Below are 22668 nucleotides of genomic sequence, written 5' to 3' on the forward strand. Positions count from 1 at the left end.
GGGCGCCTCGCCCGACCCGCGACAACCGCCCGTCTGACGTGACGGGGCGGCCGACCGGGCACCGGTGTACCTCCTCAGTCTACCCGCTGCCCCGGTGCCCCCCGTCACACGCGGGACGGCGCGCCCCGCTCACGCAGGGCGCGCCGCCTTGAGCCAGGGGTGGAGTCAGCGCTCGACGCGTCCCCGGCTGCCGCCCGTGATGGCCCCGTAGGCGAGGATGACGATGATGGCTCCGATAATGCCCAGGATGAGGCCCCAGAAGTTGAAGGCCCCACCGCTGTAGTCGAAGATGAGCGATCCGAGGAAGGACCCCAGCAGGGACCCCACGGCGCCAAGGACAACCGTCATCAGCACCGACAGGTTTTGCCGACCCGGCAGGATGAGACGGGCCAACGGGCCCACGATGCATCCGGCGAGGAGGGCGACAATGATGGTCCAGAGCATGGCTTACGAACCTTTCGAACAAGTCAGCCCAGGAGGGGAAGAACCCTCTGGGTGATCGCGGCGGACGCAGCACGCCCGCTCTGATCGGCCCACACAGTAATGACCGGGTGCCAGGCGCGCCAGCCGACGCGGCGGGCGTCGGCACAACTGTGATCTATCCGTGACGTGGGGTCCGGGACCCTGCTGCGGGCCGGACCGGCGTCAGTGGCTGCCGAAGCCCACCCGGCCCTTGTCCTGGGCGCCGATCTCGACGTAGGCCAGCGCGGCCGTGGGCACGAGGATCGACCGCCCCTTGTCGTCCTCGAGCTCGAGGACCAGGGCCTCGGTGGTGAGCGCCTCGGTGACGGCCTGCTTGACGACCTTGGGGGTCTGCGCCGACTCGAAGGTCACCTCACGACCGACGTCTCGGATTCCGATGCGGACCTCCACGGCTACCTCCAGCGCGGGTCAGGGGCGAGGCGTCCCGGGACGGGACACCGGCACAGCCTAGCCCGGGTGCACCGACGCGCCGGCCCGTGGGGGCACCGCGCCCCAGCCGCGCCAGGCGATCGTCGAGAGCAGCTCCAGGACGCGCTCCCGGGGCAGCGTGTCCCGCCGGGCGTACCAGGACACCGCCGCCGCCTGCGCCATCCCCGCCATCGCGGTCCCCAGCAGCACGCACTCGTCCCAGGCGAGATCGGTCTCCTCCGCCAGCACCCGCCCCATCGACTCCCCGCAGGCCTGCCGGGTGCGGTCCAGGATGGCCGCGACCTCGGGGTCGGAGCCCATGTCGGACTGGAAGAGCACGGAGAAGCCGGAGGCCGGGCGCGCGGCGAACTCGAAGAAGCTGCTCAGGCAGCCGGCGATGCGGTCGTGATTGCCCTCGGCGGTCTCGAGCACGGTGTCGATGGTGCGCACGACCTCGTCGGAGACGCTCTCGGCGATGGCCAGGTAGAGGTCGAGCTTGCTGCTGAAGTGCTGGTACAGCACCGGCTTGCTGACCCCCGCGCGCTCGGCGATGTCGTCCATCGCGCACGCGTGGTACCCCGACTCGGCGAAGGCTTCGAGCGCGGCCCCGAGCAGCTGCGCGCGCCGTTCGGCGCGGGGCAGGCGGACCCGGCGGTCGGGGGGCGGGGGGACGGTCACGGGTGCCTCTCCAGGGTGGGACCGACCATTCTACGACGTCACGGCTGGACGCCGGTATGTCCGCAGCGGGTGGTGTGATGGGGCCATGCCACCCGCCACCACCAGCGCCGCTGCGCCGGACCCGGAGCAGGCGCGGGTGGTCCGGCACCGGGGCGGGGTGATGGTGGTCCTGGGCGCCCCCGGGACCGGCAAGACGAGCGTGCTGACCCGCCAGGTGCAGGATCGCATCGGTGAGGGTCTGACCCCGGACGAGTGCCTGGTCGTCGCCGCCACCCGGCAGGGCGCGACCCGGCTGCGTGGGGCGATCGGCCGCGACCTCGGCGCCACGCACACCGAGCCGCTGGCCCGCACCGCCGCCTCGCTGGCGTTCGCGATCCTCCGCCTCGTGGCGGCCCGGGACCGGGAGCCCATGCCGCGGTTGATCTCGGGCGCCGAGCAGGACACCGTGCTGCGCGAGCTGCTCGCCGGCCACGAGGAGACCGGCGGTGGTCCACCCTGGCCGGCCGACCTCGACCTGGCGCGGTCCACGGCCGGCTTCCGCGGACAGCTGCGGGACCTGCTGATGCGTGCGGTGGAGCACGGCGTGGGCCCGGCGGAGCTGGAGCACCTCGCGGAGGTCCACGGACGGCCCGAGTGGGCCTGCGCCGGTGCCCTGCTGGAGGAGTACGACCAGGTGACCGCCCTCGCCGACCCGGGCAGCTACGACCCGGCGTGGATCTGCACGGCGGCAGCGGAGGCGCTGGAGACCGACGACGACCTGCGCGCGACGGTGCACGCGAAGGTGCGCTTCATCGGGGTGGACGACGCGCAGGAGCTGACCGCCTCGGCCGCCCGGATGCTCGACGCCGTCCGCCCGGACGGCGCGGACGCCCTGCTCGTCGGCGACCCGGACGCCGCGCTGCTGGGCTTCCGCGGTGCCGTGCCGGCGCTCTTCCTGGACCTCGCGGGCCGGTGGGCGGGTGACGCGGGCCCGGAGACCGTGGCGCTGCGGAGGCGTCCGGCGGGCGCCCCCGCGGTGGGCGCGGTCTCCGACCGGGTCGCGCAGCGGATCGGCGTCGCGGGCAGCGCGCTGCACCGGGAGCCCGCGAGCGCCGGGCCAGCAGGGTCGGCGGGCGTGCAGCTCACGCGGAGCGCCGCCCAGGAGGCCACGCTCGTGGCCCGGTGGCTGCGGCACGCCCACCTGGTGGACGGCGTCCCCTGGGACGGGCTGGCGGTCATCGCCCGCAGCGGTCGGCAGCAGGACTCCATCCGCCGCGCCCTGGCCTCCGGCGGGGTCCCGGTCCACGTCGACCGGTCCTCGGTCCCGCTGGGGTCGGACCCTGCCGTGCAGCCGCTGCTGCTGGCCTTCGACATCGTCACCCGCGCGGACGAGACGCAGGACTGGTGGGTGGGGCCGGAGGAGGCCCTGGAGCTGCTGCGCAGCCCGCTCGGCGGGTCGGACCCGGTGGCGCTGCGGCGGCTGCGACGCCTGCTCCGCGGTGCCGAGCTGGTGGCCGGAGGGTCGCGACGCGCCGACGACCTGCTCGCCTGGCGGATGGCCGATCCCGACCTGCGCCGGAGCGTGCCGGAGGAGGTGCCCGCCGAGCTCGAGCCCGTGGTCCGCGTCGCGCGGGTGCTGGACGCGGGGCGCGCGGCATACCTGCGTGGTCTGGGGCAGGGCCCGGGCGACGAGGGTGCCGGCCTCCCCTCGGGGGGTCCGGACGAGGTCCTCTGGGCACTCTGGTCCAGCAGCGGTCTGGCGACCGGCTGGGCCCGGCAGGCACTCGGTGGCGGAGCGCTGGGGGCCCGCGCGGACCGCGACCTGGATGCCGTGATGGTCCTCTTCTCGGCGGCGGAGTCGTATGCCGAGCGACTGCCCGGCGCCCGTCCCCGCTCGTTCCTGGACTCCGTCCGCAGCGCCGAGGTCGCCGCCGACACGCTGGTCGTGGGCGGTCGCCGACCGGGCGCTGTGGAGGTCCTGACCCCGCACGCCGCGGCGGGCCGCCGGTGGCAGCGGGTCGCCGTCGTCGGGGTCCAGGACGGGGTCTGGCCCGACCTGAGGCTCCGCGACACGCTGCTCGGGGCGGACGCGCTGGTCGCGGCACTGCAGGGTCGCGCCGTGTCCGGCCCGCAGGCATGGCGCGAGGCCCAGGCCCAGGTCCGTGCCGACGAGCTGCGCCAGTTCCACGTCGCTGTGAGCCGTGCCTCGGAGCACCTGCTGGTGACGGCCGCGTCGAGCCCGGACGACCAGCCCTCCGGGTTGCTGGAGCTGGTGGAGCCGGGATTCCGGGAGCGGGCACCGGTGGAGGTGCCACCGCCGATGACCCTGCGCGGACTGGTGGGGGAGCTGCGCCGGGCCGCCGTCCAGGCCCACCGCCGTGGAGACCTGGCGACCCGTGACGAGGCGGTCGACGTCCTGCACCGGCTGTCCACCGAGCACGTGCCAGGGGCCGACCCCTCGGACTGGTGGTCGCTGCGGGAGACGTCCACGTCGGCGATGATCCGTCCGCAAGGATCGGTCCGCGTCTCGCCCTCCCGGTTGCAGACCTACCTCGACTGCGAGCTCCGGTGGTTCCTGACCTCCCGGGGTGCGGACACCGGGGAGGCGCCGAACGCCCAGCTCGGCACGCTCGTGCACGAGGTGGTGGCGCAGGCGCCGGAGGCCCCGGTCGCCGATCTCGTCGCCGAGCTGGACCGGCGCTGGCCGGACCTGAACCTCGTCGACGGGTGGGTGGCGGACAAGACCCGTCGCGACGCGCACGCCATGCTCGAGAGGTATGCCGGCTACGTCGCCGCGGCACGCGCCGAGGGCCGGGAGCTGCTCGGCACCGAGCTCGAGCTGTCCGTGCGCCTGGACGCCCGCGACGGCGACCCCACGCAGGAGGACGCCCGGGACGCCCACCTGGTGGGCGCGGTCGACCGGCTGGAGCGGGCCGCCGACGGGTCGCTCGTCGTCGCCGACCTCAAGACCGGGCGGACGCCGGTGCCACGGGCCGACGTCGAGCGGCACGCCCAGCTCGCGGCATACCAGGTCGCGGTGTCCGAGGGCGCCTTCGCCGAGCTGGGCTCGCGCAGCGGCGGCGCCCGACTGGTGCAGCTCGGCACGTCTGGCGCTGTCGATCGGGCCCAACCGTCGCTGGAGGACTCCCCGGAGCCGGACCGGGCGCGGCAGCAGGTCCGTGCCGCCGCGGCGGGGATGGCCGGGGCGGAGTTCACCGCCCGCGACCTCGAGCGACGCTGCCGCCGGTGCCCCGCACGCTTCGCCTGCCCGATCCAGCCGGAGGGGAGCCAGCGATGAGTGGTCCCCCCACCGGCCCGACGTACTCCCCGGCGGACCTGGCGCAGGCGCTGGGCGCCCCGGAGCCCACGCCGGAGCAGGCCGCGGTCATCACCGCCCCGCTGCGCCCCGGTGTCGTCGTCGCCGGTGCCGGGTCCGGCAAGACGGAGACGATGGCCTCCCGCGTGCTGTGGCTGGTGGCCAACGCGATGGTGGCTCCCCAGGACGTGCTCGGTCTCACCTTCACCCGGAAGGCGTCGCTGGAGCTGGCTGCCCGGTTGACCGGCCGGCTGCGCCAGCTCCGGGACGTCGGGCTGTGGGTCGACCCCGGTCCTGGGGCGGGTGCGGACGGCTTCGACCTCCCGACCATCTCCACCTACCACGCCTACGCCGGACGCCTGGTCAGCGAGCACGGGATGCGCCTCGGGGTGGAGCCCGACGCCGTGCTGCTGTCGGAGGCGGCCTGCTGGCAGCTGGCGCACGACGTGGTCACCCGCTTCGACGGCGACATGGCCGGGATGGACCGGGCGCCGAGCACGGTGGTCCGGGCGGTGATCGACCTGTCGGCCGAGCTCGGGGAGCACCTCGTCGAGCCCGACCAGGCCCAGGGGTTCCTCGACGACCTGGCCGCCCGGATGGAGGATCTCCCGCACGAGGGGCGGCCGCTGAAGGTGGGCCGGGACGTCGCGGCCGACCTGCGCCGTCAGGCCCTGCTCTATCCCCTGGTGGTGGCCTACCGGCAGGCCAAGGCAGCTCGGGGCGCACTCGACTTCGGCGACCAGATGGCGCTCGCGGCCCGCCTGGCCAGGGACGTCCCGGCCGTGTCCGAGGCGGAGCGCAGCCGCTACTCCGCGGTGCTGCTGGACGAGTTCCAGGACACCTCCGAGGCGCAGATGGTGCTGCTGACGTCGTTGTTCGCGGGGCACGACCTGCCCATCACGGCGGTCGGCGACCCGCACCAGTCGATCTACGGCTGGCGCGGCGCCAGCGCCACCACGCTCACCCGCTTCCCGGCGGCCTTCGCGGTCGAGGGGTCCGCCGCCCCGGTGCTGCAGCTGAGCACGTCCTGGCGCAACGACCGGGCGGGCCTCGACGCCGCCAACGCGGTGGCCGCCCCGTTGCGCCACGAGTCCGCTGTGCCGGTGGCGACGCTGCGCCCCCGGCCGGACGCAGGGCCGGGCGTCGTCGACGTGGCCCGTCTCCCGGACCACGTCCTGGAGGCCGAGCACGTCGCCGACTGGGTGCAGCAGCGGTGGCCGTCCTCGACCCCGGTGACGGCGGCGGTGCTGTGCCGTGCCCGGGCCCAGTTCGCCCCGGTCGTGGACGCGCTGCGTCGTCGCGGTCTCCCGGTCGAGGTCGTCGGGCTGGGCGGGTTGCTGGACACGCCGGAGGTCCTGGACCTCGTCGCCCTGCTCTGGGTCGCCCAGGAGCCGACGCGCGGCGACCAGGTGATGCGGCTGCTCGCCGGACCGGTCGCCCGGTTGGGCGCGGCCGACATCGATGCCCTCTGGGCCCGGGCCGGCGAGCTGGCCCGGGAGCCGGGCACCGAGGCGTCGAGCGAGCGGGAGCACGCACCGGTGCTGGCGGAGGCGGTCGAGCGTATGCCGGGACCCGCCTGGGTGGGCCGTGGGGGAGAGCACCTGTCGCCGCAGGGTGCGCAGCGGGTGGCCTGGCTCGCCGACGTGCTGCGCCGGGTCCGGTCGCTCACCAGCCTGCCGCTCCCCGACCTCGTGACCGAGACCGAGCGGCTGCTCGGCCTGGACATCGAGGTCGCCTCCGACCCCGACCTGCATCCCACCTGGGGCCGCGCGCCCCTCGACGCCCTGGCCGAGGTGGCCGCCGGCTACGCGCACGGCGCCGACCGCGTCACCCTCGGTGGGTTCCTCGACTGGCTCGATGCCGCCCGGGAGCACGAGCGGGGGCTCGAGGAGGCCGAGGTTCCCGAGCTCGCCGAGGTGTCCGTGGACCGCGGGGCGGTCCAGGTCCTGACCGTCCACGCCGCGAAGGGACTGGAGTGGGACGTCGTCGCCGTCCCGGGCCTGGTCGAGGGCACCTTCCCCTCCGGTCGCGTGACCTCGGAGCACGGCGAGGACGGGTGGAGGGTGAAGGAGCGGTCGGACAAGGGGTGGCTGGCCGGGATCGGGTCCTTGCCGACGGCGCTGCGGGGGGACCGTGACGGCCGCCCGGACCTGGCCTGGTCGACCGTGCCTGACACCCGCAGCCTGCGTGCGGGACTGGCCGACCTCTACCTGGACCAAGGACGCTTCGCGATCCAGGAGGAGCGTCGCCTGGCCTACGTCGCCCTGACCCGGGCACGCCATCGGGTGCTGCTCACCGCCCCGGTCTGGTCGACCGGCCGGGCGCCCCGCGTGACGTCCCGCTTCCTGGACGAGGTCCGGACCCTGCCCGGGGTGAGGGTCGGTCCCTGGGCCGACATGCCCGACCCCGCGGTCGAGGAGGAGATGACCAATCCACGCCTCGGGGAGCAGGTCAGTGCGGTGTGGCCGGTGTCTCGGGACGAGCGGCGATCAGCGGTGATCGACGTGGCGTCGGCCCTGCTCGCGGCACGCACGGCCGCTCCACCGGCCGGGCCCCGGCAGGACGACGAGAACCCTGCCCCTGCGCCGTGGTCCGAGACCGTGGACCTGCTGCTCGCCGAGCGTGCGCGGCGGCAGGAGGCCGCGGTGGCCCCGCCGCTCCCGGATCACCTGTCCACGTCCGCGCTGGTGGATCTCGCCGCCGACCCAGACGCCTTCCTGCGCCAGCTGCGTCGGCCCCTCCCCACCGCGCCCGCGCCCCGGACGAGGGTCGGCACGACCTTCCACGCCTGGGTGGAGCAGCACTATGCCGCCGCCACGCTGGTCGACCTCGACGACCTGGACGGTGGCGACGCCCCCGAGCGCACGGGTGGGCTCGGCGAGCTGCAGCAGAACTTCCTGGCCAGCGAGTGGGCCGACCGGCAGCCGATCGCCGTGGAGGTGCCGGTCCAGACCGAGGTCGGTGGACGCACGGTCGCCGGACGGATCGACGCGGTCTTCGCCGACGGGGACGGAGGGGTGACGGTCGTGGACTGGAAGACGGGCTCGCCCGGCAGCCCGGACCAGCAGCAGGTGCGGGCCATCCAGCTCGGCGTCTACCGGCTCGCCTTCGCCCGACTCACCGGACGACCGGTGGAGCAGGTCCGCGCGGCCTTCTTCTACGCCGCGTCCGGGACGACCGTCAGACCCGACCTGCCGACGGAGGCGGACCTTCGCCAGCTCCTGCAGGGGTAGTCAGCCGCGCCGCTCGTCGTCCTCCGACGGCATGCCGTAGAGGTCGTGCAGCCGGGTGTCGTCGTCCTCCAGCTCGGCGTCGGCGTCCTCGCTGTCCTCCGTCTCGCCGACGTCCCCGCTGTCCTGCGCCTCGCGCTCGGCTGCCCCGGGCTGCTGGCCCACCTCGAGGTCGTCGGGCGCCTCGTCCACCCCGGGCCCGCCGGGCTGCCCGTCCGTCGCCGGCGCCGTCACGTCCGGCTCCACGTCGGGCTGGTCGGGCACGGCGTCCGGTGCCGACCCGTCGGGCCGCTCGTCCGTCGCACGGCCCGGGTCCTCCGGCTCAGGCTCCCCTCCGGGCTCGTCGTCGGGCGGCTCCGCCTCCGACGCCCCGGCACCGTCCGCCTCGTCGCCGTCCGGCTCGTCGCCCTCGTCCGCCGCGGGCCCGTCCCCGACGACACCGGCACCGGGCAGCGGGACCTCCGCCGTGATGTCCTCGTCCGGCTCGGCGCGGTCCGGGTGCCCGTCGGCGTCCTGCCGGTCGTCCTCGGCAGGCGGGGGCGGCCCGGCCGCCGCGAGCCCGGGCCCGGCGTCAGTCGCCACGGCGTCCGACGCCCCCGAACCCGACGCCCCGGCGCCCGACGCCCCGGCGCCCGATGCCACGGCGCCGGGTCCGCGGGCGGTGGTCGGCACGAGGGAGTCCTCGTCCTCGGTGAGCCGGTCCATCCGGCGCAGGGCCTCGACCACGCGACGCACGGCGTCCTCGTCGCCCAGGGAGGTGTGGTGCGCCAGGCCCCGGAGCCGTCCCGTCTCCGCGAGCAGCCGCGCCCGCGCATGCAGGTAGGGGTCCGGTCGTTGGGCCCGGGCCAGCGCATAGCTGTCCAGGACCGACTCCCAGGCGGCGGGGGAGGCCCTGGTGTAGAGGTCGGCCAGGTCGGCGGCAGGGTCCCCGATCATGGCCTCGTCCCAGTCGGTCACCGCCACGACCCGACCGCTGTCCGCCTCGTCGTCGGCGAAGGCGACCACCACGGCGGCCCCACGGAAGGCGCCATGCACCGGGGTGCTGGCGAACTGCCACAGGGGCGCTGCCTCGAAGGCCTCCTCCCACCGCCCGAGCAGACGGGTCGGGACCCGCCCGGTCTCGGCGGCACGATCGACCTCGGAGATCAGGCGCTGGCGGCATCCCCCCGCATCGAAGGAGGGCACGTCCTGCTGCTCGAAGACGGCGCTCGGGATGTTGTGGATCGCCGCCATGGTCCGGCCGACCGCGTGCGCGAGCCCGGCACCGCCGGGCAGATGGGTGAAGTCGAGCGTCGACCCCTCGACGTGCGGGTAGACCGCGGCATGTCCTTCGGCGCCCGTCGCGGCGTAGCCGACGGCCGCCGGAACCTTGAAGGGCACGTGCCGTGAGAGCTGCCGCACCAGCTCGTCGTTGCGGCGCAGTCTCGCCCCCGCCACCGAGGTCAGCGGGGAGCGCACCAACCACCGTCGTCCCGTGGCGTCCTCCACGACGGCCTGCTGCAGCTCGGACTCCTCGCCCGCCTCCACGCCCAACCCCGCCACGGCCACCGGCTTCATGCCGGGCACGGCGGCACTCGCGAGGGCGGCCAGAGCGAGGTCAGTACGCATCACGGACACCACCGTATGCGGTGGGCTCGCCGGACGGCGGCATTCGCGAGGGCACGTCCTCAAAGCCTGTCGGCCACGGCACCTACAGTGGCCGGGTGAGTGCAGCCGACGAGACCTACCTCGACCTGGCCCTGTCCCGGTCCCGGGTGGACCGGTGGGCGCAGGTGCGGACCGACGAGGCCGAGCTCGGCCAGATCATCCGGCGAGACTCCACCAGGGTGCTCGAGCTGCGCGCCGACACCGTGCCGGTCGACCCCACGTCGATGCGCCTGGTGCTGCGTCCGCCCCGGCCGGAGGACCTCGACCGTGAGCCGTGGTTCCTGGGTCGTGACGAGGGTGTCGACTACGTCGCCGTGGTCGCGAGCGCCGAGGGCGTGCCCGAGGCCGCGGGCTCCGCGGCCCAGCCGCGCTGGGCAGGGCTGCGCGAGGTCGGTGCCGACCTGGACGACCGCGACGCCGGGCTGCTGACGGCCGCCACCGCGCTGCGCGGATGGCACGACCGGCATGGTTACTGCCCCCGGTGCGGTGCGCCGACCGTGGTCACCCAGGGCGGCTGGGTGCGCAGCTGCCCGGTCGACGGCTCCGAGCACCACCCTCGGACCGACCCGGCCGTCATCATGGCGGTCACGGACCCGCAGGACCGGCTGCTGCTGGCGACCGGGCTGCCGTGGCCCGACGGCAGGGTGTCGGTGCTGGCCGGCTTCGTGGAGGCCGGAGAGTCGCTGGAGGCCGCGGTGGCGCGTGAGGTCCTCGAGGAGGTCGGGGTCGTGGTCACCGATCTGGTCTACCGCGGCAACCAGCCCTGGCCGTTCCCCGCCTCGCTCATGGTGGCCTACCGCGCCCGCACCGCGGACACCGAGCTGCGGGTCCAGGAGAGCGAGCTGCGCTCGGCCGCGTGGTACTCCCGCGCCGAGCTGGCATCCGGGTTGCGCGAGGGGCGGCTGACCCTGCCCTCCAGGGTGTCGATCGCGCACCGGCTGATCCAGGAGTGGTTCGGGCAGAGCCTGCCCGGTCACGGTCCGGCGGTGCCACGGTGACCCGTGGCGGACCCCCCGACCCCGACCAGCTGCTGGACACGCTCGATCCGGAGCAGCGTGAGGTGGCGACCGCGCCGCTCGGCCCCATGGTCGTGCTGGCCGGGGCCGGCACCGGGAAGACGCGGGCGATCACCCACCGCATCGCCTACGGCGTCGCCAGCGGCGCCTACCCCCCGGACCGGGTCCTGGCCGTGACCTTCACCGCTCGCGCCGCGGGGGAGATGCGGACCCGGCTGCGAGGGCTCGGCGTGCAGGGGGTCCAGGCGCGGACCTTCCACGCGGCCGCGCTTCGCCAGCTCCAGTTCTTCTGGCCGCAGGCGGTCGGTGGGGCCCCACCGTCGGTCGTCGCGCACAAGGCCCCGGCCGTGGCCGAGGCCGCGGGCCGGCTGCACCTGCGGCTGGACCGCACCGCCCTCCGGGACGTGGCCGCCGAGATCGAGTGGACCAAGGTCTCGATGCTGACCGCGCAGACCTATCCGGCGCGGGCACGGTCCCTGGACCGACGGGTGGCCGACCTGGACCCGACCGCGATGGCCCGACTCCTGGAGACCTACCACGAGGTCTGCTCCGAACGCCACGTCATCGACTTCGAGGACGTCCTGCTGCTGACCGTCGGCATGCTTGACGAGCATCCGCAGATCGCCGCTGCCGTGCACCAGCAGTACCGCCACTTCGTCGTGGACGAGTACCAGGACGTGAACCCGCTGCAGCAGCAGCTCCTGGAGCTGTGGCGTGGGGAGCGGCAGGACGTGTGCGTCGTGGGGGACCCCGCCCAGTCGATCTACTCCTTCACCGGGGCCAGCGCCAGCCACCTGCTCGACTTCCCGCAGCGCCACCCGGGTGCCCGACAGGTGCAGCTGGTCCGCAACTACCGCAGCACGCCGCAGGTCGTCCACCTCGCGAACCTCGTCCTCGGCGGCCGCGCCGGCGGTCGGGCGGGGCATACCGGCGAGCTCGTGGCCCAGGCGGGCGACGGGCCCGCCCCGACCCTCACCTCCTACCCCGACGACGAGGCGGAGGCGCAGGGCGTCGCCGATGCGACGGGCGCGCTGCTGGCCGAGGGCGTGGAGGCCAGCCAGATCGCGATCCTGTTCCGCACCAACAGCCAGTCCGAGGCGGTGGAGAACGCGCTGGCCCGGCGCGACATCCCCTACCTGGTCCGGGGCGGGGAGCGCTTCTTCTCCCGCGCCGAGGTACGGAACGCCGTGGTCCTGCTCCGCGGCGCGGTCCGCGCCGACGACCCCGCACGGCCCCTCGGCGACGTGGTGCGTGACGTCCTCTCCGGCGCGGGCTGGGCACCGCGCCCGCCGGACGGCTCCGGCGCGGTGCGGGAACGCTGGGAGAGCCTGCAGGCCCTCGCGCTGCTGGCCGACTCGCTGGCCACGCAGACTCCCGGTGCACGGCTGGCCGAGCTGGTGGTCGAGCTGGACCGGCGCACCGCGGAGCAGCACGCGCCCACCGTGCAGGGCATCACCCTCGCGTCCTTCCACGCGGCCAAGGGGCTGGAGTGGGACGCCGTCTTCCTCGTCGGCTGCAGCGAGGGCCTGCTCCCGATCACCCTGGCCGACACCCCGGAGCGGATCGAGGAAGAACGCCGGCTGCTCTACGTCGGACTCACCCGCGCCCGGCGCCGGCTCGCCCTCAGCTGGGCCGCTGCGCGCAACCCGGGCGGGCGTGGCAGCCGGTCGCTCTCCCGCTTCCTCGGTCCGGCCGGTCGGGTCCTCGGGGTGCCTCCGGAGTCGGCCGGCGCCGCGCCCAGCAGGAGGCAGCGCCGCCGCCGGCTGGCACCGCCCCGGACCTGTCGCACCTGCGACGCGATCCTGGGGTCGGCGGCGGAGCGGAAGATCGGCCGCTGCAGCGACTGCCCGCCGACCTATGACGAGCAGGTCTTCGACGCGCTGCGCGCCTGGCGCCTCGGGGTCGCCCAGGAGTCCGGTGTCCCCGCCTTCGTGGTCTTCACCGACGCCACCCTGATCGCCATCGCCGAGCGGACGCCGGCCGACCGGGACGCGCTGGCCCAGATCTCGGGTGTCGGCGAGCGCAAGCTCGGTCTCTACGGTGACGCCGTGCTCGAGATCCTGTCCTCTCCGGACACCTCGTCCACGGCCTGAACGAGGCCGGAGGACCGGTCGCGTAAAAAGGCGTTGCGGGACCGACGACCCTCGGCATACAGTGTCCGAGTCAAGCCCACGCCTGCTCGGTGCTGGGGTCACGCGCAGATGAGAGGAGGGTGGACCACGATGGAGAACATGATCGTCACCGGCGGACTCGCCGCTTGCTCGACCGACGCCACGCCCACCCTCCGGACGGTTCGCCTGCGCGACGCCGTCCGTGCGGACGGCGCGTCCGTCCCGGGGCCCGTGGGCTCCGGAGTCGTCGAGACGACGTTCCCGCACGCTGTCGACCCCTCCCAGGGCCTGGGCTCCTCCCGGACACCGTAGAAGGCACACCTCCTTCCTGTTCCGGCCGCGAGTCCTCCCGAGGATCCGCGGCCGTTCTCGTTTGCTCGCCGGTGCACCGGCGTCTCGGACGGTCCCGTCGGATCCGACCTCATCGGAATCGAGACGCCATGACGATCGACACCAGCCAGCAGCAGCACCGACATCAGGAAGGATCCGCCGTGTACCGCCCAGCGCGTCGGCATCAGCAGGCCGACGAGACCACCGGGTCGCCGTACCTCGTCAGCGGAGGGACGGACGACCTGCCCTGCCGCGAGCACCCGGCGGACCTCTGGTTCGCCGAGCTCCCGGCCGACGTGGAGCAGGCCAAGGAGCTCTGCGGCCCCTGCCCGTTGCGCGAGGTGTGCCTGGCCGGTGCCCTGGAGCGGCGGGAACCGTGGGGCGTCTGGGGTGGCCAGCTCCTGCTCCAGGGCAGGGTCGTCCCCCGCAAGAGGCCGCGCGGCAGGCCGCGCAAGGACGAGGTCGCCGCCTGACCGAGCTCACCCGGCTGTCCCCGGCTCGTGCCAGGGACAGCCGGGATGAGCGGGCCACCTGCGGGTGACCAGGTGCGGCGGGCGCGGCCCGACCTCGTGCGCCACGCCCACCGCGGGTCCGGCGGCCGAGCCGGTCATGAGCACGATGAGGGAGACCACCGCGTGGACCACCTCCGGCTGATGCCGCGGGGGAAGGGGCGCCGTGGCCGGGTCCACCAGCGACTGCGCCACCTGGGGCCACCCGGGGTCGCGGTCCCGCCGGTGCAGGTCCAGGCAGTGCAGGCACGGGCCACCCGGGAGGCCGGTCCAGGGGCCGATGACGACCCGGGCCGTCTGGGCCACGACCGGGAGCACGCGACGGCCGACCACATCGGGCCGTCCTGCCGTGCCGACGGGCACCAGGTGATCGCGCACCAGGACGACCCTCCTGGGGTGGTCGGCCGTGCGCCCCCGCGCAGGCGACGCCGCGGCAGCCCCGCCCCGCCCCTGCGTCGACCACACCGCCGCGCGCAACGCCTCCGCGAGCTGCCCCTCACCCCTCACCTCGAGCGACCGACGCTCCGGCTGCGGACCGACGACGTCAGCCCCGAGCCGCCGGATGAACTGCCAGCCGACGTCCTCCGGACGGTCCGGCCGGACCCAGCCGTCGACGCTCCAGGCACCCGGACCGACACCGACCTGGAGCCGTCCGTCCACCCCGGTCGGCCACCAGGGGGTGTCCTGCGGCGTCGCTCGCCCCCGTCCCATGGGCCGACCCTGCCACGCCGCGAGGGCTGACGTGGCCGGCTGTCCACAGGTCAGCCGGGCCGGTCGGTCCCGGAGCCCTCGTCCTCGCCGTCGTCCTCGTCACGCTCGCCGGGAGACCCGCTGAGCAGCCGCTCGATGTCCTCGTCGGTCACCGTCAGGTCCGCCGACAGGGCACCGTGCCGGTCCACGAAGCCCAACGGGTCGTCCAGATCGGCCCCGGTCGGCGCGACGTCCGGATGTCCCCAGGCCTCGTCGCGAGCGTCCCGACCGTGCCGGTCCTCCAGCGCCGCCCACAGGTTGGCCGCGTCCCGCAGCCGCCGCGGGCGCAGCTCCAGCCCGACCAGGGAGGCGAACGTCTTCTCCGCCGGACCACCGGTGGCCCGCCGACGCCGCACCGCCTCGGCCAGCGCGTCGGCGTGCGGCAGGTGCCCCTCGGCAGCCTGCGCCGCGACCACGTCCACCCAGCCCTCGACCAGGGCCAGCAGCGTCTCCAGCCGGGTGAGGGCGGCCTGCTGGGCGGGGCTGGGCTCGGGCGAGAACAGGCTGTCGCCGAGCGCGTCCTGCAGTGCCTCCGGGTTCTGCGGGTCGACCTCACGCACCGCTTCCTCGATGCCCTCGGTGTTGATGCTGATGTCCCGGGCGTAGTCCTCGACCGCCGCGAGCAGCTGCGGGCCCAGCCACGGCACCGCGGCGAAGAGTCGGACGCGTGCCGCCTCCCGCAGCGCGAGGTAGAGGTGGACCTCACCACCGTCGACCTCGAGCCCGTCGGCGAAGGCGGCGACGTTGGCCGGGAGCATGGCCACGTCCTCCCCGTCCAGGACGGGGAGGCCGACCTCGGTCCCGGAGAGGACGTCGCCGGCCAGCGTGCCGACCGCCTGGCCGACCTGGCCGCCGAACATGCTCGAGGCCATCCGGCGCACCATCGGGGCCATCTGACCCATCATCGCGGCGGGGTTCATCCCTGGGGGCAGACCGGGGATGGGTGGGGCGCCCTCCTCGCCGAGCTGACCGAGCTGCTGCTCCATCGCCGACGTCATCGCCGACTGCAGGCCCTCGGCCACGGGTGCGGTCAACCGCTCCCAGACGGGGAGGGTCCGCTCCACCCACGCGACGCGGGTGAGCGCCAGCGCGGTGCCCTCGGGCCGCGGCAGGTCGGTCACCTGGTCCAACCACAGCGACGCGACCTGGACGACCTGCTCGACGTCACGGCGGGTGTCGTCACCGATCGCGGAGTCACCGCCCTCGGCGACGGCCTGGCAGGCCACGTCGTGCGCCAGCTCGGAGTTGACCGGACTGTCGTCCCCGCCCGAGCCCATGAGCATCTCCAGCTGGGAACGCATCTGCGCGACCTGGTCCGGGCCGAGGTCGGACAGGCCCATCGAGTTCAGGGTCTCGCGCACCTCCGGGGGGACGGGACCGCCGAACAACGCCTCGAGGGGGTCTGGCTCGTCCCGGCGCTCCGGGTTGTCCTGATCTGACACGTCTACTTCCTTCTCTGCTCGGATGCTCGGCCCCCAGCCTGCCACTGGTCGCCGGGGGGCGGCGCTCCTGGTCGGGCTGAGGATCTCGGACCGGTCCTCGACAAGGACAACACCTGTGAGCGCCGCAGAGTTCCATCCGGGGCCAGGCCCGGGGCGGCTCGTGGGGCGCGACCGGTCATGGGGCATGATGGCGCGGGTGACCGATGACCAGACGATCGTCGCCGGCGTCCAGGGGCACCCGTTGTCCGTGGACGAGGCGTTGAGCGCGGTCCGGCACCCCCGTGCCGGGGCCGTGACCGTCTTCGTCGGCACCGTCAGGGAGCACGACGGCGGGCGCGAGGGGGTCACCGCGCTCAGCTACTCGGCGCACCCCGAGGCCGAGTCGCGGCTGCGGCGGCTGGCCGAGTCGGTCGCCGAGACCGACGAGGTGCGCGGCGTGTATGCCGTGCACCGGGTCGGTGAGCTCTCCGTCGGTGACCTGGCGGTCGTCTGCGCCGTGGCGGCAGAGCACCGCGCCACGGCCTTCGAGGCCGGCCGGCGGCTGATCGAGGAGCTCAAGGAGGGCATACCGATCTGGAAGCGTCAGCAGTTCGACGGTCATGACCACGAGTGGGTCGGGCTGTGACCGGCGGCCAGGGCGGGACGGGGGAGGAGTCCGCGCCGACCTTGGGGGGCGCGCCGCCGCACACCCGCGTCGGGCGCCGGGCCGGGCTGCTGCTGGGCGTCGTCATCGCGGCCGTCCTCGCCGGCTCGGTGCTGAACCTCGTCACGGTGCAGCAGGTGATCTACGTGCCCGGGCCGGTCTACGACACCCTGGGCGAGATCGACGGGGAGGACATCGTCGGCGTCGACGACGAGCTCGAGAGGTTCGACGACGCCACGGGCCACCTCTACTTCACCACGATCCGGTTGCAGGGCGGCCCGGGAGACACCGTCACCGCCTGGGAGGCGATGCGGGCCAGCCTGGACCCGTCGGCGACGGTCGTGCCTCGCGAGGACGTCTTCGGCGAGGACGTCACGGCCGAGCAGGTGCGGGAGCAGAACACCGAGCTGATGCAGCACTCGCAGGACGACGCCGCCGTCGTGGCCCTGCGCGCGCAGGGCGTGGAGATCGGCGAGAGCGTCGTCGTGGCCCAGGTGATCGCCGACGCCCCGGCCGACGGTGTCCTCGAGGTCGAGGACGAGATCCTCAGCGTGGCCGGCCAGGACGTGCAGGACACGACCGCCGTCCGTGAGCAGATCCAGGGCGTCGACCCGGGTGAGGAGGTGCCGGTGACCGTGCGTCGCGAGGGGGAGGAGGTCGAGCTGCAGGTCCCCACCCGGCTCGACGAGGAGACCGGGCGCACGATCGTGGGCGTCTACCTCGCCCCGGTCTACGACAACCCCTACGACATCACGATCGACGCCGGCAACGTCGGTGGTCCGAGTGCCGGCCTGATGTTCTCGCTCGCGGTCTACGACGAGATCACCCCGGGTGCGCTCACCGGCGGACGCTCCATCGCGGGGACCGGGACCATCACCGGGGCCGGTGACGTCGGGCCGATCGGCGGGATCACCCAGAAGATCTACGCCGCCCGGGAGGCCGGTGCGGAGGTGTTCCTCGCGCCCAGCGGCAACTGCGGCGAGGTCGTGGAGACCGACCCACGCGACCTCGTGGTGGTGCCGGTCACCACCTTCGACGACGCGCTCACGGTCCTGGACGAGGTGTCGGGGGTGTCCCCGTCCGAGATCGACGACCTGGGGCTCGCGACGTGCGCCGACCAGGTCGAGGACGATGCGGAGCAGACCGGCTAGTCAGGACCCCGGCTCGTCCTCGACCAGCGTCGCCGCCAGGGCATGGGTCAGGCCCGGCGCGATGTCGGGGCCGACCGCGACCGCGTCGTCCTCGTCGAAGTCGCGCTGCCGGAGCAGGCAGGTCCGCTCGCCGTCCCGCAGACAGGCGGCGACCAACCGGACGTCCTTGCGCGCCGGGTGCGCCATCAGGGCATCGGTGGCCTGCTGCCTGTCCTCGGGCAGGTCCCGCTCGGCCTCCGGCGGCACCACGATCCGCTCGATGGCGAGTGCGACGCCGACCACGTCCGGCGGCCACGCCATCCGCCCCAGCAGCGACTCGAGGTCCGGGGTGGGGGGCAGCCGCTCCTGCTCCACCGCCGTCAGGCCGTCGTCGTCCGGGGCCTGCAGCTGGGACGCGAGCGCGGGCTCGCGGTCGCGCAGCAGGTGAGTGGGCACCAGCGCGAAGAGCCGGGGCGGCTGATCCCATCCGCCACGGGCCACGTGCTTCTCCACGTCGACGGCCGCGCGCAGCAGCGGGCCCGGGGACGTCGGGTCGGCGGGGTCGGGGGAGACGGCGTCGGTGGGAGGCACACGGTCATCGTCGCATCCGGGTCAGCGTCGGACGGCAGGGCCGCGGCGGTTACGCTGGAACGGTGAGCGAGCGCGAGCCAGAGCAGGGCCCCGAGCCGGACGAGAGCCAGGGCGGGGGTTCCGGCGCGTCCGGCGCGGGCCGTCCGGGTGGCGGCAGCGGCTCGGGCGGTGCCGGCGGCTCCGGCCGCACCCCCCGGACCCGGTCCGGTCGGCCCGGCGGAGGGCTGCCCCGCGGCCGGGTGCTCCCGACGGTCCTCATCGTCCTCGCCCTGCTCGCCCTCGTCGGCTGGGGGGCCACGCTCTGGACCCACTTCCTGTGGTACCAGTCGGTCGGGTTCCGGCAGGTCCTCGTCACCCGCCTGCTCACCCAGAGCGGGCTCTTCGTGCTGGCCGCCGGACTCACCACGGCCATCGTGTGGTCCGGCCTGTGGCTGGCTTGGCGGCACCGGCCGATCTATGCGCCGTCCACGCCCGAGCAGGCGGCGCTCGACCGCTACCGCAGCGCCCTGGACCCGATCCGCCGACTGGTGTTCATCGCGGTGCCGGTCGTGCTGGGCCTGTTCGCCGGCACCGCCGCGGCGGCGCAGTGGCAGACCGTCCTGCTGTTCCTGCACCGTCGCCCGTTCGGCGAGGTCGACCCGCACCACAACATGGATGTGGGGTTCTTCGTCTTCAGCCTGCCGTTCTGGCAGATGGTGATCTCGTTCGGCACCCTGGTGCTGGGGCTGAGCCTCATCGGGGCCCTGCTCACGCACTACATCTACGGCGGCATCCAGCTGCAGTCCGGCGCGCGCGGCCAGCGCACCACCGGCGCCGCCCGGATCCACCTGGCCATCCTCCTGGGCCTGCTGCTCGTCGTGCGCGCGGCGGGCTACTGGATCGAGCGCTACTCCCTGTCGATGACGCAGCACGAGCGCATCACCGGCATGACGTATACCGACGTCAACGCCCTGCTGCCCACCCGCAGCATCCTGGCCGTGGCCGCGTTGCTCTGCGCGGCCTTCTTCATCGCCACCATCTGGACGCGCTCCTGGCGGCTGCCGATCGTCAGCCTGGTCGGGCTGCTGGTGGTCGCCCTCGTCCTGGGCGGTGCCTACCCCTCGCTGGTCCAGCAGTTCCGGGTGGTCCCCTCCGAGGCACAGCTCGAGGCGCCCTACATCGAGCGGGCGATCGACTCCACGCTCTCGGCCTACGACCTCGAGGACGCGGAGATGATCGACTACGACGCGGAGACGGAGGCGGAGCCCGGTCAGCTGCGCAGCGACGCGGACACCATCCCCGGCATCCGCATCGTGGACCCCTCTGTGGTGTCCCCGACGTTCCGGCAGCTGCAGGGCGTCCGCAACTACTACCAGTTCCCCGAGGCCCTCGACGTCGACAGCTACGAGGTCGACGGCGAGACGGTCGACACGGTCATCGCGGTGCGCGAGCTCAACCTGGCCGGCATCTCCGACGGCCAGCGCAACTGGGTCAACGACCACACCGTCTACACGCACGGCTTCGGCGTGGTCGCGGGATACGGCAACCGGCGCTCCCCGGAGGGCGAGCCGATCTTCTACGAGCGCAACATCCCGCCGGTCGGTGGCCTGGGGGAGTACGAGCCCCGGATCTACTTCGGCGAGTCCTCGCCGGAGTACTCGATCGTGGGGGCCCCGGACGACCAGGCGCCGCAGGAGCTGGACTACCCGGCCAGCGGTCAGGAGACCGGAGAGGTCCGCAACACCTACACCGGTGGCGGTGGTGTCGCGATGGGCAACGCGGTGCGCCGGGCGGCCTACGCCATCAAGTACCGCCAGATCGAGATCATGCTGTCCGACTCGGTGAACAGCGAGTCCCGGATGCTGGACCACCGCTCGCCCCGGGAGCGGGTCGAGCGGGTCGCGCCCTGGCTCCGCCTGGACGGCAACCCCTACCCGGCGGTCGTGGACGGCCGGGTGAAGTGGATCGTGGACGGTTACACCACGAGCGACCGCTACCCCTACAGCCAGATGGAGGAGCTGGGCGAGGTGACCGTGGACTCCCTGCAGACCACCGCCTCCAACGTGGAATCGATCGGGCAGGGCCAGGTCAACTACATCCGCAACTCGGTCAAGGCCACGGTCGACGCCTACGACGGGTCGGTCGAGCTGTATGCCTGGGACGAGGAGGACCCGCTGCTGCAGGCGTGGATGGCCGCCTTCGACAACACCGTGCGTCCGCTGTCCGAGATCGACGGCCAGCTGATGGACCACCTCCGCTACCCGGAGGACCTGTTCAAGGTGCAGCGGGAGGTGCTCTCCCGCTACCACGTGCAGGACGCCGGGTCCTTCTTCACCGGGCAGGACTTCTGGGCGGTCTCGGAGGACCCGAGCGTCGGGGGCGAGAGCCCGCCGGACATCCCACCGCACTACCTGTCGGTGGCGATGCCCGGCCAGGAGGAACCGACCTTCAGCCTCACCACGACCTACATCCCCCGAGGGAACGATCGGCAGAACCTCACCGGCTACCTGGCCGTCGACGCCGACGCCGGCGGCACGCCGGGTGAGCGGCGGGAGGGGTACGGGCAGATGCGGATGCTCGTCCTGCCCCGGGACAGCACGGTGCGCGGACCGGGCCAGTTCCAGAACGACATCAACTCCTCGGACGCCAACTCCGAAGCCTTCGGACAGACCCTCTCCCAGTTCCTCAACCTGAACCGGAGCGGCGACTCGACGGTGCGGCTGGGCAACCTGCTCACCCTGCCGGTCGGAGGCGGGCTGATCTACGTCGAGCCGGTCTACGTGCAGGCGCAGGGCAACAACGCCTATCCGCTGCAGCGGATCGTCGTCGTGGCCTTCGGCAACGACCTGGCGTGGTCGGACACCCTGGACGGTGCCCTGGACGAGCTCTTCGGCGGGGACTCGGGCGCCACGGCGGGCGACGCCGGCGACGCCGGCCCGACCGACGGCTCGGAGGGTGACGGATCGGGTGACGGCGGGTCCGGCGACGGTGGGTCCGGGTCCGACCAAGGCTCGGGCGACGTCGACCAGGGCGCGCTGGCCGAGGCGCTGGCGGACATCGAGTCGGCCTACGAGGACGGCCAGGCCGCGCTCGCGGAGAGCGACTGGGAGGCCTACGGCCAGGCCCAGGAGCGGTTGCGTGAGGCGATCGACCGTGCTGTCGCGGCGGACCCCTCCGGTGGATCGGTCAGCCTCGACGGCGACGGACAGGGTGACGGCGACGACGCGGCGCAGACCGAGGAGCCCTGAGGTCCCGCCACTGATTTGGTGTGCGCTTCACCATCACGTAAAGTGGACATCACCACGACGCGGGGTGGAGCAGTTCGGTAGCTCGCCGGGCTCATAACCCGGAGGTCGCAGGTTCAAATCCTGCCCCCGCTACGCATCGCGTCGGACGCGGACGAAGGCCCGGACCACCAGGTCCGGGCCTTCGTCGTGCTGCGGGAGAGGTGGGCGGGGCCGTCCCGCACGTGCCGCAACTCGCGGCGGTGTCACTTTGTCCATCGTGCTCAGGTCCTACCAGCCTTCGTCGTGGCGCTCCGGGGCGGCACGAGCGAGCTTCGTGTCGCTGCGGGTTCCCCGAGGTGGCTCAGACTAGTGTCGTCTCATGGAGGCGTCGGCGTGGACTTTGGTGCTCGGCATCATCGTCGGCGTGGCGGCAAACGCTATCTACCAGTTCGTTCGCGACTTGGTGGTACGACTTGCTGACACCATGGATATCAAGGGCGTCTGGGGGGAGCGGATTCTCGACGGCGAGGAACGAATTTACAGCATCGGTGAGATTCGGTATGACGTCCGAAGATCAATGTGGATTCTAGATGGCACCAACTTCTACAATGATGGTCGTCCCTTCTGCCACTGGCGGACTGTTGCAGCTCGGCTAGATCGAAGTGCTAAAAAGTACTACTACGTTTTTGACAACACGCATGAAAATGCAGCTCACGCTGGCTACACTGGCTTTGGTGTGGTGAACTTGTCGAGGGAGGGCAGGAAGTGGACGCCGAGTCGCGGAGCCTTTGCGGCAGGCAACCCGGGAGAATGTTTTCGTTCACACACGATGGTTAGGCTGGCGAGAGCGCCGCTGACACGTGAGGCGCGTAGCGAGGCCTTCAAGTTAATTGAAGACGCATACCAGGAGAAATCTAGTGAGTGAAGAAGAACGGTCCTTGCTGACTACGTCCCACAATAAAACTACTGGCGCAGTGGACTTTGGGTGAAGAAAACTCCAATGGAACCGGTGCAAGTCGCGCTTGTCAGACTTATATTAACCCTTGCCCTTTGTGCAGCATTGGCCACGTTAGTGCTGCACTTCTCCGCAGTGTAGGGCGCGCGGCGCCAGCAAGGTCATGCCTAGGGCGTGTCTCCCAAATCCGCAGTCTGCGTCGGTAAGGGTGATCGCATGTCGCGGTTGCAGACGCTCTCGGACG

At 73.3% G+C, this 22668-nt stretch carries 17 protein-coding genes and 1 tRNA gene; 11 read left to right on the forward strand and 7 right to left on the reverse strand.

What is annotated here, in order from left to right; translation table 11 throughout:
• Positions 1–165: 165 nt before the first annotated feature.
• The 3 genes from FXF60_RS11640 to FXF60_RS11650 form a co-directional block, all read right to left on the reverse strand.
• Positions 166–444 (reverse strand): GlsB/YeaQ/YmgE family stress response membrane protein, encoded by a 279-nt coding sequence (locus FXF60_RS11640; RefSeq protein ID WP_151526133.1) that lies wholly within the window; start codon positions 442–444, stop codon positions 166–168.
• 201 nt (positions 445–645) lie between these two features.
• On the reverse strand, positions 646–873 hold the full coding sequence (locus tag FXF60_RS11645; RefSeq protein WP_151526134.1) for a DUF3107 domain-containing protein: 228 nt from the start codon (positions 871–873) through the stop codon (positions 646–648).
• Positions 874–930: 57 nt separating this feature from the next.
• A complete protein-coding gene (locus FXF60_RS11650; protein WP_151526135.1) occupies positions 931–1569 on the reverse strand; it encodes a TetR/AcrR family transcriptional regulator in 639 nt (212 codons plus the stop codon).
• An 85-nt stretch (positions 1570–1654) separates the two neighbouring features.
• Between FXF60_RS11650 and FXF60_RS11655 the strand changes: the two genes are divergently transcribed.
• Together FXF60_RS11655 and FXF60_RS11660 are read left to right on the forward strand one after the other, a co-directional pair.
• A complete protein-coding gene (locus tag FXF60_RS11655; protein ID WP_192796713.1) occupies positions 1655–4846 on the forward strand; it encodes an ATP-dependent DNA helicase in 3192 nt (1063 codons plus the stop codon).
• A complete protein-coding gene (locus tag FXF60_RS11660; protein ID WP_151526137.1) occupies positions 4843–8097 on the forward strand; it encodes an ATP-dependent helicase in 3255 nt (1084 codons plus the stop codon). Before FXF60_RS11655 ends, FXF60_RS11660 begins: the two co-directional genes overlap by 4 nt.
• On the opposite strand, the gene FXF60_RS11665 is transcribed toward FXF60_RS11660, so the two are convergent.
• Entirely contained in the window at positions 8098–9702 is a 1605-nt protein-coding gene (locus tag FXF60_RS11665) for a phosphotransferase (protein WP_238335830.1), read from the reverse strand.
• Between the two features lie 95 nt (positions 9703–9797).
• Between FXF60_RS11665 and nudC the strand changes: the two genes are divergently transcribed.
• The 4 genes from nudC (at position 9798) to FXF60_RS11685 (ending at position 13671) form a co-directional block, all read left to right on the forward strand.
• Positions 9798–10739, forward strand: coding sequence for an NAD(+) diphosphatase (nudC, locus tag FXF60_RS11670; RefSeq protein ID WP_151526139.1), 942 nt, complete (start codon positions 9798–9800; stop codon positions 10737–10739).
• Complete coding sequence (locus FXF60_RS11675; RefSeq protein ID WP_151526140.1) at positions 10736–12850, forward strand: ATP-dependent DNA helicase UvrD2; 2115 nt, start codon at positions 10736–10738, stop codon at positions 12848–12850. Before nudC ends, FXF60_RS11675 begins: the two co-directional genes overlap by 4 nt.
• A 129-nt stretch (positions 12851–12979) precedes the next feature.
• On the forward strand, positions 12980–13180 hold the full coding sequence (locus tag FXF60_RS11680; RefSeq protein ID WP_151526141.1) for a hypothetical protein: 201 nt from the start codon (positions 12980–12982) through the stop codon (positions 13178–13180).
• A gap of 128 nt (positions 13181–13308) precedes the next feature.
• Positions 13309–13671, forward strand: coding sequence for a WhiB family transcriptional regulator (locus FXF60_RS11685; protein ID WP_151526142.1), 363 nt, complete (start codon positions 13309–13311; stop codon positions 13669–13671).
• A gap of 6 nt (positions 13672–13677) precedes the next feature.
• Here the strand turns inward: FXF60_RS11685 and FXF60_RS11690 are convergent, their stop codons facing one another.
• Complete coding sequence (locus FXF60_RS11690; protein ID WP_151526143.1) at positions 13678–14418, reverse strand: hypothetical protein; 741 nt, start codon at positions 14416–14418, stop codon at positions 13678–13680.
• A 50-nt stretch (positions 14419–14468) separates the two neighbouring features.
• Positions 14469–15899, reverse strand: coding sequence for a zinc-dependent metalloprotease (locus FXF60_RS11695; protein WP_151526144.1), 1431 nt, complete (start codon positions 15897–15899; stop codon positions 14469–14471).
• A gap of 196 nt (positions 15900–16095) precedes the next feature.
• Here FXF60_RS11695 and FXF60_RS11700 point away from each other — a divergent pair, with 196 nt between their 5' ends.
• Both FXF60_RS11700 and FXF60_RS11705 read left to right on the forward strand, forming a co-directional pair.
• Positions 16096–16524, forward strand: coding sequence for a molybdenum cofactor biosynthesis protein MoaE (locus FXF60_RS11700; RefSeq protein ID WP_437440863.1), 429 nt, complete (start codon positions 16096–16098; stop codon positions 16522–16524).
• Positions 16521–17693, forward strand: coding sequence for a YlbL family protein (locus tag FXF60_RS11705; protein ID WP_151526145.1), 1173 nt, complete (start codon positions 16521–16523; stop codon positions 17691–17693). The genes FXF60_RS11700 and FXF60_RS11705 overlap by 4 nt, the downstream gene beginning before the upstream one ends.
• On the opposite strand, the gene FXF60_RS11710 is transcribed toward FXF60_RS11705, so the two are convergent.
• Entirely contained in the window at positions 17694–18263 is a 570-nt protein-coding gene (locus FXF60_RS11710; RefSeq protein WP_151526146.1) for a PPA1309 family protein, read from the reverse strand.
• Positions 18264–18325: 62 nt separating this feature from the next.
• Here FXF60_RS11710 and FXF60_RS11715 point away from each other — a divergent pair, with 62 nt between their 5' ends.
• The 3 genes from FXF60_RS11715 to FXF60_RS11725 all read left to right on the forward strand — a co-directional run bounded on the left by FXF60_RS11715 (position 18326) and on the right by FXF60_RS11725 (position 22394).
• Positions 18326–21490: a UPF0182 family membrane protein gene (locus tag FXF60_RS11715; protein ID WP_238335829.1), complete on the forward strand. Its 3165-nt coding sequence runs from the start codon at positions 18326–18328 to the stop codon at positions 21488–21490.
• 58 nt (positions 21491–21548) lie between these two features.
• Positions 21549–21622 (forward strand) — tRNA-Met (locus FXF60_RS11720).
• Between the two features lie 226 nt (positions 21623–21848).
• Complete coding sequence (locus FXF60_RS11725; RefSeq protein WP_151526147.1) at positions 21849–22394, forward strand: hypothetical protein; 546 nt, start codon at positions 21849–21851, stop codon at positions 22392–22394.
• Positions 22395–22668 lie beyond the last annotated feature (274 nt).

Origin of the sequence: Serinicoccus kebangsaanensis, from assembly GCF_008919445.1 — a bacterium.
In the GTDB taxonomy this organism is placed as follows: domain Bacteria; phylum Actinomycetota; class Actinomycetes; order Actinomycetales; family Dermatophilaceae; genus Ornithinicoccus; species Ornithinicoccus kebangsaanensis.